The sequence below is a fragment of the Rahnella rivi genome (assembly GCF_019049655.1).
GTDB classification, from domain to species: domain Bacteria; phylum Pseudomonadota; class Gammaproteobacteria; order Enterobacterales; family Enterobacteriaceae; genus Rahnella; species Rahnella rivi.
This window is the reverse complement of record NZ_JAFMOX010000067.1, coordinates 496500-510635: the sequence shown is the minus strand read 5'-3', so window position 1 is coordinate 510635 and position 14136 is coordinate 496500. Positions and strand designations below refer to the sequence as shown.

Annotated in this window: 8 protein-coding genes, 1 tRNA gene and 1 pseudogene; 6 read left to right on the top strand and 4 right to left on the bottom strand. The window is 51.7% G+C overall.

Going from position 1 to position 14136, the window contains the following annotated elements; translation table 11 throughout:
* The 5 genes and pseudogenes from J1779_RS25410 to J1779_RS25390 form a co-directional block, all read left to right on the top strand.
* Window positions 1-362 (top strand): annotated as a pseudogene (locus J1779_RS25410) (hypothetical protein); the annotation flags it as partial.
* Between the two features lie 84 nt (window positions 363-446).
* Window positions 447-1868 carry a mannose-1-phosphate guanylyltransferase/mannose-6-phosphate isomerase gene (locus J1779_RS25405; RefSeq protein ID WP_217205054.1) on the top strand — a complete coding sequence of 474 codons (1422 nt, stop codon included), beginning with the start codon at window positions 447-449 and terminating at the stop codon, window positions 1866-1868.
* Window positions 1869-1882: 14 nt separating this feature from the next.
* A complete protein-coding gene (gene cpsG / locus J1779_RS25400) occupies window positions 1883-3262 on the top strand; it encodes a phosphomannomutase CpsG (RefSeq protein WP_217205053.1) in 1380 nt (459 codons plus the stop codon).
* Window positions 3263-3283: 21 nt separating this feature from the next.
* Entirely contained in the window at window positions 3284-4438 is a 1155-nt protein-coding gene (locus J1779_RS25395) for a glycosyltransferase family 4 protein (RefSeq protein WP_217205052.1), read from the top strand.
* A 133-nt stretch (window positions 4439-4571) separates the two neighbouring features.
* A complete protein-coding gene (locus J1779_RS25390; protein ID WP_136375275.1) occupies window positions 4572-5666 on the top strand; it encodes a GDP-mannose 4,6-dehydratase in 1095 nt (364 codons plus the stop codon).
* Between the two features lie 100 nt (window positions 5667-5766).
* On the opposite strand, the gene J1779_RS25385 is transcribed toward J1779_RS25390, so the two are convergent.
* From J1779_RS25385 to J1779_RS25375, 3 genes are read right to left on the bottom strand one after another with little or no spacing between them, the layout of a single operon-like run.
* Window positions 5767-6741 (bottom strand): acyltransferase, encoded by a 975-nt coding sequence (locus J1779_RS25385; protein ID WP_136375276.1) that lies wholly within the window; start codon window positions 6739-6741, stop codon window positions 5767-5769.
* Window positions 6738-9803: an efflux RND transporter permease subunit gene (locus tag J1779_RS25380; RefSeq protein ID WP_122096357.1), complete on the bottom strand. Its 3066-nt coding sequence runs from the start codon at window positions 9801-9803 to the stop codon at window positions 6738-6740. The genes J1779_RS25385 and J1779_RS25380 overlap by 4 nt, the downstream gene beginning before the upstream one ends.
* Complete coding sequence (locus J1779_RS25375; protein ID WP_122096358.1) at window positions 9803-10888, bottom strand: efflux RND transporter periplasmic adaptor subunit; 1086 nt, start codon at window positions 10886-10888, stop codon at window positions 9803-9805. The genes J1779_RS25380 and J1779_RS25375 overlap by 1 nt, the downstream gene beginning before the upstream one ends.
* Window positions 10889-11169: 281 nt before the next feature.
* Between J1779_RS25375 and J1779_RS25370 the strand changes: the two genes are divergently transcribed.
* Window positions 11170-13881 carry a cation-transporting P-type ATPase gene (locus J1779_RS25370; protein WP_056773314.1) on the top strand — a complete coding sequence of 904 codons (2712 nt, stop codon included), beginning with the start codon at window positions 11170-11172 and terminating at the stop codon, window positions 13879-13881.
* 55 nt (window positions 13882-13936) lie between these two features.
* Here J1779_RS25370 and J1779_RS25365 read toward each other — a convergent pair.
* A tRNA-Phe gene (locus J1779_RS25365) sits at window positions 13937-14012 on the bottom strand.
* Window positions 14013-14136: the final 124 nt, after the last annotated feature.

Below are 14136 nucleotides of genomic sequence, written 5' to 3'. Positions count from 1 at the left end.
CTTTAAGAGTTCGTTTTTGGCCGAAACCAAATGCATCTTCAAAAATTGATAATGTTGTTTTTGAAAACAATACCATCGTTAATTGTCTCCTTGGTGTTTCAACATTGGCTTATGACAGATCAAAACGATTATCCAATTTATTTATTATTGGAAATAAATTTTCTGTAAACGAAAAACATGTTGGCAATTTTAAAGGATATTATATTAGTGTGGTTCAGTGTGATGAGCAATTAGTTATTGAGGATAATGATTTCCAATCCTCGAAAAGCATACTTCCGGTATCTAGGGATTATCAAACAGATAATCTCAAATGGGGATCTACCGCTGAGATGAAATTTAAAGATAATAGTATTGTTAATTAATAATTAATTTTTTCTTAGTTATTTTATTACCACTTCAGCTTGCACTGTCATTAGTTTGTAGTTGAATTAATTCTGGGGGTAATCATGATCCTTCCCGTCATTATGGCCGGTGGTACCGGTAGCCGTTTATGGCCAATGTCCCGCGAGCTTTATCCCAAACAATTTTTACGCCTTTATGGCGAGCAATCTATGTTGCAGGAAACAGTTACCCGTTTAAAAGGTTTAGAGACTTCTAACCCCCTGGTGATCTGTAATGAAGAGCATCGGTTTCTGGTGGCGGAACAATTACGACAAATTAATCAGCTGTCGAATAATATTATTCTTGAACCTGTCGGAAGAAATACGGCGCCTGCTATTACACTGGCGGCACTTAGCGCTATAGATGAGGATTATGACCCTTTATTACTGGTACTGGCGGCTGACCATGTTATCGAGAATATCGAAGCCTTTCATCAGGCGGTTAACAACGCCATTCCTTTTGCCGAACAAGGGAAATTAGTCACCTTTGGTATTGTTCCCACCGGGCCTGAAACCGGCTATGGCTACATTCAACGCGGCACGGAATTTAACAACCCGTCTGCCCCCGTTTTTCGGGTGCAGCGTTTTGTTGAGAAACCTGATTTACAGACCGCTCTGCAATATCTGGAAACCGGCGAATATTACTGGAACAGCGGAATGTTTTTGTTCCGCGCGAAACGCTTTCTGGAAGAGATGGCAACATACCGGCCGGATATTCTCGATGCCTGTCTCAAAGCCATTGAAACAGCGCAACCTGATGAGCAGCAAGAATTTATCCGTGTGGATAAAGCAGCCTTTATCTCCTGCCCGGACGAGTCTGTCGATTATGCCGTGATGGAGAAAACCACCGAGGCTATCGTTGTGCCGCTGGATGCAGGCTGGAACGACGTAGGTTCCTGGGCGGCGCTGTGGGAGGTCAATAATAAGAATCTGAACGGCAATGCTGTGACCGGTGATGTCTTCACTCATAACGCCACAAATTGTTATATCAATACCGATGAGAAATTTATTGCGGCCATTGGTGTTGAGAATCTGGTGATTGTGAATACCAAAGATGCCGTATTGATTATTGATAAATCTCAGGTGCAGGACGTTAAAAAAGTCGTTGAGTTTTTAAAAAATCAGGAGCGCAGGGAATATCGTGTGCATCGCGAGTCATATCGCCCGTGGGGACGAAATGACAATGTGGTGAATACACTTCGTTATCACGTAAACCGTTTAACCGTAAAACCCGGCGGCAAGTCCTCTTTGCAAATGCATCACCATCGCGCTGAACATTGGGTCATTCTTTCCGGAACAGCAAAAGTCTCGCTGGATGATAAAACATATTTACTGACCGAAAACCAGTCCACGTTTATTCCTATCGGTTCGCAACATATGCTGGAAAATCCCGGAAAGATCCCTCTGGAAATATTAGAAATACAGTCCGGCGCCTATCTGGAAGACGACGATATTATTCGTATCAAAGACCATTATGGCCGTTGTTAATTTGAGGGTTAATTATGTCTGGGAAATTGACGTGTTTTAAAGCGTATGACATCAGGGGCGAACTGGGTACTGAATTAAATGAAGATATCGCTTACCGCATCGGACGGGCTTACGGGCAATATTTAAAGCCGACCAAAATGGTAGTGGGGGGCGATGTCCGTTTAACCAGCGAAGCCTTAAAACTGGCTCTGGCAAGGGGATTACAAGATTCAGGTACGGACGTGGTGGATATTGGCGTAACGGGGACGGAAGAAATTTATTTCGCAACGTCATACCTCAGCCTTGATGGCGGCATTGAAGTGACCGCCAGCCATAATCCGATGAACTATAACGGCATGAAACTGGTACGCGAAGAATCAAAACCTGTCAGCGGCGATACCGGGCTTCACGAAATACAGCGTCTTGCCGAGGTGAATCAGTTCAGTGATATTCCCCCTGAAAAACGCGGCACTTATGAACAGGCATCGGTACTTGATGCTTATGTCGATAAACTGATCGGCTATATCGATTTTTCCCATTTTCGCCGCCCGCTCAAATTAGTGCTCAATTCAGGCAATGGTGCTGCCGGGCATGTGGTGGATGCGATTGAACAACGTTTTATCGCGGCGGGTGTGCCGGTTGAGTTTATTAAGGTTCATCACAACCCTGATGGCAATTTCCCCAACGGCATTCCTAACCCGTTATTGCCGGAGTGCCGTCAGGATACTACAGATGCCATTATCAAATATCAGGCTGACATGGGCATCGCCTTTGATGGTGATTTTGACCGGTGTTTTTTGTTTGACCATACAGGCGAATTTATTGAAGGTTATTATATCGTCGGCTTGCTCGCCGATGCATTTTTGGAAAAACACCCCGGTTCGCGCATTATTCATGATCCGCGCTTAAGCTGGAATACCATTGATATTGTCACTCAGGCGGGCGGTGTGCCGGTGATGTCTAAAACCGGACATGCTTTTATCAAAGAGCGTATGCGCCTTGAAAATGCCGTTTACGGCGGTGAAATGAGCGCCCATCATTATTTCAGGGATTTTTATTACTGCGACAGCGGCATGGTTCCGTGGCTGCTGGTGGCTGAATTATTGTTAGTGAAAGGCCAGTCATTAAGAACCCTGATTCATGACCGGATCAAGGCCTATCCTGCCTCCGGGGAAATTAACAGCGTTATCCTTCAGCCGAAAGAAGCCATTGGCCGGGTACTGGCCGTGTATGAAAGCGACGCACTGCACGTCGATTATACCGACGGTATCAGCCTTGAATTTGAAGAGTGGCGTTTTAATCTTCGCAGTTCAAACACTGAACCCGTGGTGCGTTTGAATGTGGAGTCGCGCGGCAATATCGCCCTGATGCAAAAGCAGACACAAAGTATTCTGGCTATTTTGTGCAAAGAATAATAAAAATTCTGAGGTTTGATTATGTCAAATGATGTAAGTGTTGGAATTGTCGCCGACTGGCTGGTGACATTTGCCGGGGCAGAGAAAGTTATCGCGGAATTTATTAAAATATACCCGGAGTCTGAACTCTATTCCGTGGTGGATTTTTTATCCGATGAGTCGAGAAAGTTATTTTATGGCAAAGACTCCACTACCTCTTTTATTCAGCGTTTACCCTTCGCCAAAACAAAGTATCAACACTATCTGCCCTTAATGCCTCTGGCCATTGAACAACTCGACGTGACCAAGCATGACATTATTTTGTCCAGCAGCCATGCGGTGGCAAAAGGGGTATTAACCGGCCCTGACCAGTTGCACATCAGCTACGTGCATTCTCCGATACGTTACGCATGGGATTTTCAGCATCAGTATTTACGTGAGGCGGGGTTAAACAAGGGGCTGAAAGGTAAACTGGCCCGCTGGTTTTTACACAAGATAAGGATCTGGGATTACCGCACGGCTAACGGCGTTGATCACTTTCTGGCGAACTCACAGTTCATTGCCCGCCGGATAAAAAAAGTCTACGGGCGTGATGCGGATGTTATTTATCCGCCGGTTGATGTGACGCGTTTTCTGTTGCAGGAAGAGAAAGAGGACTTTTATTTTACCGCGTCCCGCATGGTGCCTTATAAGCGTATTGATCTGATTGTTGAGGCGTTTAGCCAGATGCCGGATAAAAAGCTGGTGGTGATCGGTGATGGCCCGGAAATGGCAAAAATTAAGGCTAAGGCCGAAAAGAATGTCGAGATTTTAGGGTATCAGCCCGATGCCGTTATGCAGGATCATATGCGGCGCGCCAAGGCATTTGTCTTTGCTGCGGAAGAAGATTTTGGCATTACGCCGGTGGAAGCCCAGGCCTGTGGCACACCGGTTATTGCCTTTGGCAAAGGCGGCGTGCTCGAAACCATCAGACCTTACGGCGAAACGAAGGCGACCGGGCTGTTTTATGCCGAACAGAGTGTGACATCGCTGATACAGGTCGTGCGGCAGTTCGAGATGATTGGAAATTCTATTCTTGCGCAAGACTGCCGGGACAATGCAATGCGATTTTCTGCAGAACGTTTTCACCGCGAGCTGGAGGAATATATAAAAGGGAAATGGAATGAATTTAGCGAGAGCAAAAAAATAATCTACTAGGTTTTTTATTACGTTCACCTTGTCTTATTTCACCTCTTACGTCTGGTTTGTATTTGTTATTTTTAAGACCTTACAATTCTAATCGTGCATCCAAAAAGATGTGTTCTTTTTAATTGTAATCCAAGGATCCTGTATGTCTAAAGTTGCACTTATTACCAGTATAGCTGGACAAGATGGTTCTTATTTGGCTGAGCTTTTATTAAAAAAAGGCTATACAGTCCATGGTATTAATCGACATATTCCTGTAGTGGCGGGAGAGCAAAATGAATTTCCCGCTGAAGGGCTGATGCTTCAGTCCCCGGATTTTCATCTTCACGATGAAAATTTTTCTGATGATGCCAGTCTGAATGATTTGTTAGCCACCCTGCGGCCAGATGAAATTTATAATCTGGGCAGTCTGCGCCAGACCACCGCGGAATGTCTGCGCGCCTGTTATCCACCCATGAGGGCGAATATCAGTGCGCTGCGCATGCTGGAAGGTATCCGTTCTCAGGGACTGGCGAATAAAACCCGTTATTATCATGCCTCGCCCTCTGAACTGTGCGGCCTGGTTAACGCCATGACGATCAATGAAATGGTGACCTCCGGCCTTTGTGCGCCACAAACCATTGCGCTGATCTCTGATTTCTGGACCGTGGTGAATTACCGGGAAACGTTCGGCATGTATGCCTGCAACGGCATTCTTTTTAATCATGAATCCCCGCGCCGCAGCGAACATTTTGTCACCCGTAAAATCTCCATCGGGCTGGCGAACATTACGCAGGGGCTGGAGCAGTGTTTGTATCTCGGTAATCTGAACGCGTTGCGTGACTGGGGCCATGCCAGAGATTACGTCAAAATGCAGTGGTCGATGTTGCAGCAGGACAGCCCGGAGGACTTTGTGATCGCCACCGGCGTTCAGTATACGGTGCGTCAGTTCGTCACTTTCGCGGCGCTGGAGCTGGGTATTAAACTGCGTTTTGTCGGGAAAGGCACCGAGGAGAAAGGGGTGATTGCGGCCATTATCAGCCCGATTGCCGCGGCGTTAAAAGTCGGGGATGTGGTCGTGGCCGTTGACCCCCGTTATATCCGCCCGGCGGAAAAGTGCAAAGCTTCCGCCAACCCGGTGAAGGCGCGCCACAAGCTGGGCTGGGGGCCGGAAACCTCATTGCAGGATCTGGTGATTGAGATGGTACAGGCCGATCTGGCCTCTGCCAAAGCCATGGCCCGGCTTAAACTCTATGGATGAAGCACGCTGACTGCTCAGCGAACCTGTTCAAAAGCCGAAGAATGCACCTACATTCTTCGGCTTTTTTTATGCCCGTTCAGCCGGTTTCACGGGGATGTTCTCAGAAGGTAATCAGCTTTTTCGTCAGGTTATTTTTCAGCAGCAAGGTGGAAGACACCACCGAGAGCAGGAACGTCAGCAGGATGACGAAGAGTTTCGCGGTCAGTGAGTGAATCGGGATCCACTGGATCAGGATGTTGAAAAAGGTGTAGTGGAGGATATACACGCCGGTCATGGTTTTGCCGAGCGCGCCGACCATTTCGCCGACCGGCCTTTTCACCGCGTCTGCTTTCACGCCGTTGGCCGCAATGATGATCAGTACCACCAGCAGATACACCTGCGAACCGGTCAGGATGAAGCTGTTACGCTCGAGCCTGAACAGCGAGAAGAAAAAGTGCTTCTCATACAGCCAGGTGAAGATATACACGAAAGGAATGGCGATTGCGGCGAAGGTCGCCACGCGCGGGCGGCCATAAAGCCTGGAAACCGCCGGGTCGAAGAGCAACTGGCCGGTCAGGTAATAAAGGATCCACGTCCATATGCGGAACTGCGCGGGCACGGATAACGCCTGATGCGCCGGATAATAGAGCGCCAGCAGATCGTAAGCGAAAGAGAAAATCAGTAAGACGGCTATCACGCACGCCAGCACGCGCGTGCGCTGAGCCAGCCAGTCCACCAGCGTGTGGAAGGTGTAAATGATCACCAGCGAAAAGATAAACCATGGCTGGATCAGATACCCTTTCTGATACGGCTCCCACAGGTAATAGAGGGAGAACCAGAAAATAAACAGGGTTAATATCCCGCGGATCTTTCTCATCTGCCATTCAGAGGTGGTGTCCTCAGAGCAGGAACCGGCATCCATGTAGCCGTTGACCACAAAAAATAACGGTGTGGCGATGGTGGAGATAAAGGTCAGAAAGGCCAATACGGTGTCGTAGTTATAGTTGTAATCGTCGTAAGTGTTGTACACGGTGAAAAAGGTGACGGCGGTCAGGCAGCCGAGGGTTTTAATAATGTTGAGTCCCGTGGTATTCATTGTTTGCTGCGTTGTCCTTCACGATGAAAACAGTTGTAAATCACAGGCAGAACCAGAAGTGTCAGCACTGTAGCGAATCCCAGCCCGAACATGATAACAACTGCCATGCTTTGGAAAAATACATCAAGTAACAACGGCGCCAGCCCCAGCACGGTGGTAAAGGCGGTCAGCAGAATAGGGCGCAGGCGCGAGGTGGCCGCGTAAACAATGGCTTCGGCCTGACTCTTCACTTTTTTCTGCTGATTGATCTCCTCGACCAGCACGATCCCATTGCGGATCAACATGCCGCTCAGACTCAGCAAACCAATCAGCGCCATAAATCCAAACGGAATGCCGGTCAGCAGGAAACCAAAGGTGACGCCGATCAGCGCCAGCGGAACCGTAAGCCAGATGGCGATGGCGTTTTTCAGCGAGCTGAACATCAGTACGGTAATGATAAACATCATCAGGAAGCCGATCGGCAGCGTGGTGAATAACCCCTGTTGCGCCTCGGCGGAGTTCTCCGCATCACCTCCCCACTCAATGCTGTAGCCGTGCGGCAGTTTCAGGGCCTCGACGCTGGGTTTGATGCGCGCCAGCATGTCGCCGGAGGTTTCCCCGGTGGCCGCATCCGGGTCTGTCTGCACCGTCAGCATGCGCATACGGTCACGACGCATGATCAGCGGATCTTCCCACTCCACGCGGAACTCACTCACCACATTGCTCAGCGGAATAAACTGCTGACGCGTCTGGCTCCACACCATGATATTGGCCATGTGATCCACATCCAGCCGTTCATCCGCCGGCGGGCGTAACACCACGGGCATCAGCGTGGAACCGTCGCGGTAAATCCCCGCCGTGCTGCCGCTGAAATTCAACTGCAACGCACTGTCGACTTCCGCTCTGTCAACGCCCAGCTCGCGGCCAAGGTACGGTGAGAACGTCGGGCGAACCATTTTGCTGCGATCCTGCCAGTCGTTACGCACGCCGTCGGCTGCGCCGTCATCCAGGATTATCTGATCCACCTGGCTGGCGATATTGCGCAATGTGTCGGGATCAGAACCTTTGATCCGCACTTCTATCGCGCTGTCGCCGGAAGGGCCAAACATGATGCGTTTCAGGCGGGCATTCACTTCAGGGAAATTCTGGTGGATCTCCTGCTCGGTGCGCTGGACAAGCCCGGCGATTTTGCGCTGATCGTCCATCCGTACCATGATTTGCGCGTAATTAGAGTACTGGCGCTGGCCGTTGTAGGTCAGAATAAACCGCATTCCTCCCTGGCCGACGGTGGTCACGGTGTTTTCTACGCCTTCCTGCCCGTTGATGTTTTTTTCGATCTCACCGGCAATTTTTGCGGTGTAGTTGATATCGGTACCGTAAGGCAGCCAGAGGTCGACGAAGAAAATCGGCGTGTTCGAGGAAGGGAAAAAGTTCTGCCTGACAAAGCTAAAGCCCCAGACGGAAGCCACCAGCAGCGCCGCCAGCACCACCAGCGTCACGGTCTGGCGGATCAGCAACGCATTGAGCAGGCGGCGGTAAACGCGAAATATCCAGCCGCCGTAAGGGTCTGCCTGTTCATCGGGTTTTTTCTGCGCCACCGGCATATTGGCAAACGCCCATTTCACCAGCACCGGCGTGAGGGTCAGGGCGGTCACCCAGCTGAGCATCAGCGAAATGAGCAGCACCTGGAACAGCGATTTACAGTATTCGCCGGTGGAATCCTGCGAGAGCCCGATGGGCGCGAAGGCCAGAATGGCGATCACTGTCGCCCCGAGCAACGGCAGGGCGGAGCGCTTAATGATGTGTGAGATGGCGTTCAGCAGCGGATTGCCCTGCTGACGGGAAATCAGCACGCCTTCCACCACCACAATCGCATTATCCACCAGCATACTCAGCGCAATGATCAGCGCCCCGAGGGAAATACGCTGAAGTTCGATACCAAACAAATACATGATAAGTAAGGTGCCGAGCACATTGAGCGCCAGTGACACCGCAATAATTATCCCGCTGCGCAGCCCCATAAAAATCAGCAGCGTACCGACCACAATCGCCAGCGCCATCAGGAAGTTAATGATAAATCCGTCAACGGATTTTTTGACTTCGGCAGCCTGATCGTAGAAGACTTTCAGCTGGATCCCGGCGGGTTTTTCCGCCTGCAAAGCCTTCATTTTGGCTTCGATGGCGTGACCGATATTCATGACATTGACGCCGGGAATGTAAGAGACGCCGAGGGTCAGTGCATTACGGCCATTAGCATGGTAAATATTGCCCGGATGATCGCTGACACCCTGAGAAATGACGGCGATGTCGCGCAGATAAATGCTGTGCGTCGACCCCGCCGGGCTGATGAGGACATTATTCAGCTCATCAATGTTTTGAAATCCGCCGGTGGGATGCAGGCGGATCGACTCACTGCCGACGGTCATACTGCCGGCATCCGACACCCTGTTCTGCTGGTTAAGCACGGTCGAAAGGCGCGCCAGCGTGACGCCGTACGCCGCCATTTTTGCGCGGGAAATCTCAATCGTGACCTGTTCAGGAAGGATGCCACCGATGGCGACCTTGCCGACGCCCGGCACCAGCACCAGTTCCCTGCGCAGCTGTTCGGCGTATTTGCGCAGCTCAGGATTGGTAAAACTGTCGCCGTAAATCGAGAAAAAATAGCCGTACACGTCGCCAAAATCATCATTCACAAAGGGCGCACTGACGCCCGGCGGAAATTGCAGCGTGGCGTCATTCACCCGGCGGCGCAGTTCATCCCAAATCTGCGGAAGTTCGGAGGAGTGATAGCGGGAGTCAATGTTGACGGTGATTTGCGATAAACCGACGGCGGAAATTGACGTGATGTTATCGACGTAAGGCAGGCGTTGCAGGGCGTTCTCCAGCGGCAAGGTCACTTCTTCTTCCACCTGCTGCGAGGAGGCGCCGGGATACTGCACCGAGACGACGGCGGTTTTGATGGTAAACGCCGGATCTTCCAGCCGCCCGATGTTGAACAATGCAATCAACCCGCCCACGCCGAGCAGCAGGATCACCAGCCATACGCGCGTCGGGTTATTGATAAAGCTGTCGTTGATGCCCATCACAGACCCCGTTCCCGCGTCCAGATGCGTACCGGTTGCTGCGCGTGTAATTCACCCACGCCGGCGGCTACCACCCTGTCTCCTTTCTCAAGCCCGGCGGTGATTTCAATCCCCCGCGACGTCATCTCACCCACTGTCACCTTTCGGTCTTCGACGTGCAGTTTGTCGCCTTCTCCGGCAATCAGCCAGACGTGTGCCTGATTGCGCTGCTGGCTGTCCGGGTTAAAGACCGCCTCCACCGGCACAACCAGCGTGTTGTCAGGCGTTGCGGTGGCGAGATTTGCCGGATTGACGGTCACCGTGCCGCTCAGCCCGGCCACCGCAGGGAAGTTTTCCGGGCGCGGCATGGTCAGCGTGACCTGCCACGTTAAAGTATTGGCCTCGCTGCTGGCGGTGTGTTCTTTATAACTGGCGGTGAAATCGCGGCCGGGAAGGGTGTTGATGCGCACTAACGGGCGATACTGCGCGTTACGGATATCCAGACTGGTGAACAGGTTTTCCGGCACGCTGAAAATGACATCCAGCACATCGGCGCGGCTGAGCGTGGCGACCGGTTGCCCGGCGGCAATCACCTGATGATTACGCACGTTCAGCCGGGCGATAACGCCGCTGAACGGGGCGACCAGATTCAAATCATTCAGTTCTTCCTGGGCAATTTTCAACGCGGCGAGGGCAGAATCCCGGCTGGCTTTGTGAACTTCCAGTTCGGCCTGTGACACCACGTGCCGGCGGGCCAGCGTCTGGTAACGTTCGAACTGGCGCTGGGCCAGCGTGGACGCACTCCGGCGATCGTTGAGCCGCTGGCGGGCATCATTATTGGAGAGGCGGGCGAGAATTTGCCCCTGTTTCACCGCCTGGCCTTCGCGTACGTCTAAGGCATCGAGCTGGCCGGGGCGTTTGAAGGCGATGTCGGTGTTATCACCGGCCAGGATCCGTGCCGGGAAGACCCGCGTACTGGCCAGACTCACGGCGTCTGCCGTTGCCACTTTGACCTGGCGCGGTAAGACCGGCGCATCCGGGGTTTTCTGATCGCAGGCGCTTATCAGTAAAGCGATGACCAGCGTGAGAGAAAAACGAGTTTTCAAAATACTTCCCCTCATTGAACAACGCGCGAAATAATAAATACAAACAATATATGCAGGGATTTACATGTAATCTTACTGACTTATTTCATCATGTCTGCATTCCCTTATGACGGGTGTGAGCTGTTGTTTTTATTTGTTTATTCGTTTTTCCGGGCAGGTAATTAACACTATTTAACACGGTATATTATAGTTTATACAGCTTTACGTATCTTGCCAGAAACCTGCACGATAATTCGTTTGTTATTCTCTTATTCGTGAACCATTTCAGGGGTCAAAGGATTATGGATAATACAACGCCACAGGCTGCACAACCGTCGTCATCGGATAAACTTTGGTATCAGCTGAGCGTAGAAGAAAGCCTCGCCGGCCTGCAATCCGGGCTCTCAGGGCTGACTGCCGAGGAAGCACAAAATAAACTCAGGCAATATGGCCCGAATGTGTTGCCTCAAAAAGAAGGTAAGTCTTTATTTATAAAGTTTATCTCTCACTTCAAAGATATCCTTATTTATATATTACTTGCCGCCGCCGTGGTGACCGGGATCATGGGGCACTGGGTAGACACGCTGGTGATATTAGGCGTGGCAGTCATTAATGCCCTGATCGGTTTTATTCAGGAAAATAATGCTGAGAAATCATTGAAGAGCATTCAGAATATGCTTTCCAGTGAAGCGCTGGTATTACGCAGCGGACAACAAGTTACCGTGGGGACCGATGAAATTGTGCCGGGAGATATTGTTCTGCTGCGTCCCGGTGACAAAATCCCTGCCGATTTGCGCTTAATCGACGTCCATAACCTGCGTGTTGAAGAAGCCATTCTCACCGGTGAATCGACCGTTGTCTCGAAAAAAACCGATTCGCTGGAGGGGGAGAAATCCATCGGCGATCGCAAGAACCTCGCCTTCTCGGGCACCACGGTCAGCTCCGGTACCGCCAGCGGGGTGGTTTTTGCCACCGGCGGCCACACCGAACTCGGCCATATCAATGAGATGCTTTCCTCGATAGAAGACAACAAAACGCCGCTGCTGGTACAGATCGACAAACTGGGGAAATCCATTTTCGTCATCATTTTGTTCATGATGGCGGCGTTGCTGATTTTCGGTTATTTGCTGCGCGATATTCCGTTCGGTGAACTGCTGCTTTCTGTCATCAGCCTGGCGGTGGCCGCGGTGCCGGAAGGGTTACCGGCGATCATCTCGATCATTCTTTCTCTGGGTGTGCAGGCGATGGCGCGTTCCAAAGCCATCATCCGCAAACTGCCGACGGTGGAAACGCTGGGCGCGATGTCTGTGATTTGTTCAGATAAAACCGGCACGCTGACCATGAACGAGATGACCGTCAAAGCGGTGATTCTGGCGGACAACGTCTGGACGGTGGAAGGCAGCAGTTATGAGCCGATGGGGAGTTTCACCCTTGCCGGGCAGGCGACTCCGCAGCCTGCGGACTCTTCGCCGCTGCTGACCCAGTTTCTGCGCACAGTGGATATGTGTAATGACAGCACGCTGTCGCAGGATGCGCAGGGGCACTGGAAAATTACCGGCGGCCCGACCGAAGGCGCGCTGAAAGTGCTGGCCGCCAAGGCGCATCTGCCGGAGGTGGCGCATCAGATCAGCAGTAAAATCCCGTTTGATTCACTCTATAAATACATGGCCATCGCCTGCGAGAGAAACGGCCAGTCACAAGTGATGCTGACCGGTGCGCCGGATGTGCTGCTCAAACTCTGCCAGTTCCAGCAAACACCGGAAGGCGCACAACCGCTGGATCGCGCTTATTGGGAATCGGCGATCACGCAATATGCCAGCGAAGGGTTGCGTATGGTGGCGGCGGCCTGGAAGCCGGTCGATCAACCGGTCACCGCGCTTGATCACCCGGAGCTGAATCAGGGCATGGTGCTGATCGGCATTGCGGGCATGATGGATCCGCCACGGCCTGAGGCGATTGTCGCGATTGCTGAATGTCAGCAGGCCGGGATCCGCGTCAAGATGATCACCGGTGATCATCAGGAAACCGCCATGGCTATCGGCAAAATGCTGGGGATTGGCAACAGCGGCAACTCCATCACCGGCTATGAGCTGGAGCATATGGATGACACGCAGCTCAGAACGGCCGCCGTGCAGTTTGATATCTTTGCGCGCACCAGCCCTGAACATAAACTCCGGCTGGTGAAAGCCTTGCAGGAAACCGGTGAAATCGTCGGGATGACCGGCGACGGTGTAAACGACGCCCCCGCGCTGAAGCAGGCTAACGTCGGTATTGCGATGGGGATAAAAGGGACGGAGGTCACCAAAGAATCTGCCGATATGATCCTGGTAGACGACAACTTTGCCACCATCGCCAACGCGGTCAGGGAAGGTCGTCGGGTTTACGACAACCTGAAGAAAACCATTCTGTTCATCATGCCGACCAACCTTGCGCAAGGGTTGCTGATCATCATCGCGATCCTGATGGGCAATCTTTTGCCGCTGACGCCGGTACAAATCCTGTGGATGAACATGGCAACGTCCGCCACGCTCTCCTTCGGGCTGGCGTTTGAGAAAGCGGAAAGCCGCGTTATGCGTCGCCCGCCGCGTAACGTCAGCGCGCATGTGATGGATAAATACGCCATCTGGCGCGTGGCCTTCGTCGGTTTACTGATTTCCATCAGCGCATTTATCCTTGAGGCGTGGCTGCAACCCCGTGGCTATGAACCGGAATTCATCCGCACCGTGTTGTTGCAAACGCTGGTGACCGCGCAATGGGTTTACATGATCAACTGCCGCGATTCGGATAATTTCTCCCTCAGCCGTGGTCTGCTGCAAAACAAAGGGATCTGGATTGTCACTGTCGTGCTGTTCGCCCTGCAGGCGATCATCATCTACGTCCCGCTGATGAACACACTGTTCGGCACACGTCCGCTGCCGTTCATCTACTGGATCATCGGATTGCTGATTGGTGTCGCGCTGTTTGTGATTGTCGAGATAGAAAAGGTCCTGACACGGGGATGGCGGAAGGCGTGATTTGTTGATTCCATCAGAAAGCAAAAAACCCGCCATAGGCGGGTTTCTTTAAATATGGTGCCCGGACTCGGAATCGAACCAAGGACACAGGGATTTTCAATCCCTTGCTCTACCGACTGAGCTATCCGGGCAACGGGGCGCATTAAACCGTATTGGGCATGTGTCGTCAACGGGTTTTTGTGACAACCGCCGGGTTCGTCACCCGACTGATGTTTTTTACGACGATTTGCCGGTTTTCCCTTCATCTCTTTCAGG

Coding starts and splice junctions, on each gene's coding strand:
- J1779_RS25380 (WP_122096357.1), bottom strand. CDS start 9,803: ATGGGCATCAACGACAGCTTTATCAATAACCCGACGCGCGTATGGCTG.
- J1779_RS25390 (WP_136375275.1), top strand. CDS start 4,572: ATGTCTAAAGTTGCACTTATTACCAGTATAGCTGGACAAGATGGTTCT.
- J1779_RS25395 (WP_217205052.1), top strand. CDS start 3,284: ATGTCAAATGATGTAAGTGTTGGAATTGTCGCCGACTGGCTGGTGACA.
- J1779_RS25405 (WP_217205054.1), top strand. CDS start 447: ATGATCCTTCCCGTCATTATGGCCGGTGGTACCGGTAGCCGTTTATGG.
- cpsG (WP_217205053.1), top strand. CDS start 1,883: ATGTCTGGGAAATTGACGTGTTTTAAAGCGTATGACATCAGGGGCGAA.
- J1779_RS25385 (WP_136375276.1), bottom strand. CDS start 6,741: ATGAATACCACGGGACTCAACATTATTAAAACCCTCGGCTGCCTGACC.
- J1779_RS25370 (WP_056773314.1), top strand. CDS start 11,170: ATGGATAATACAACGCCACAGGCTGCACAACCGTCGTCATCGGATAAA.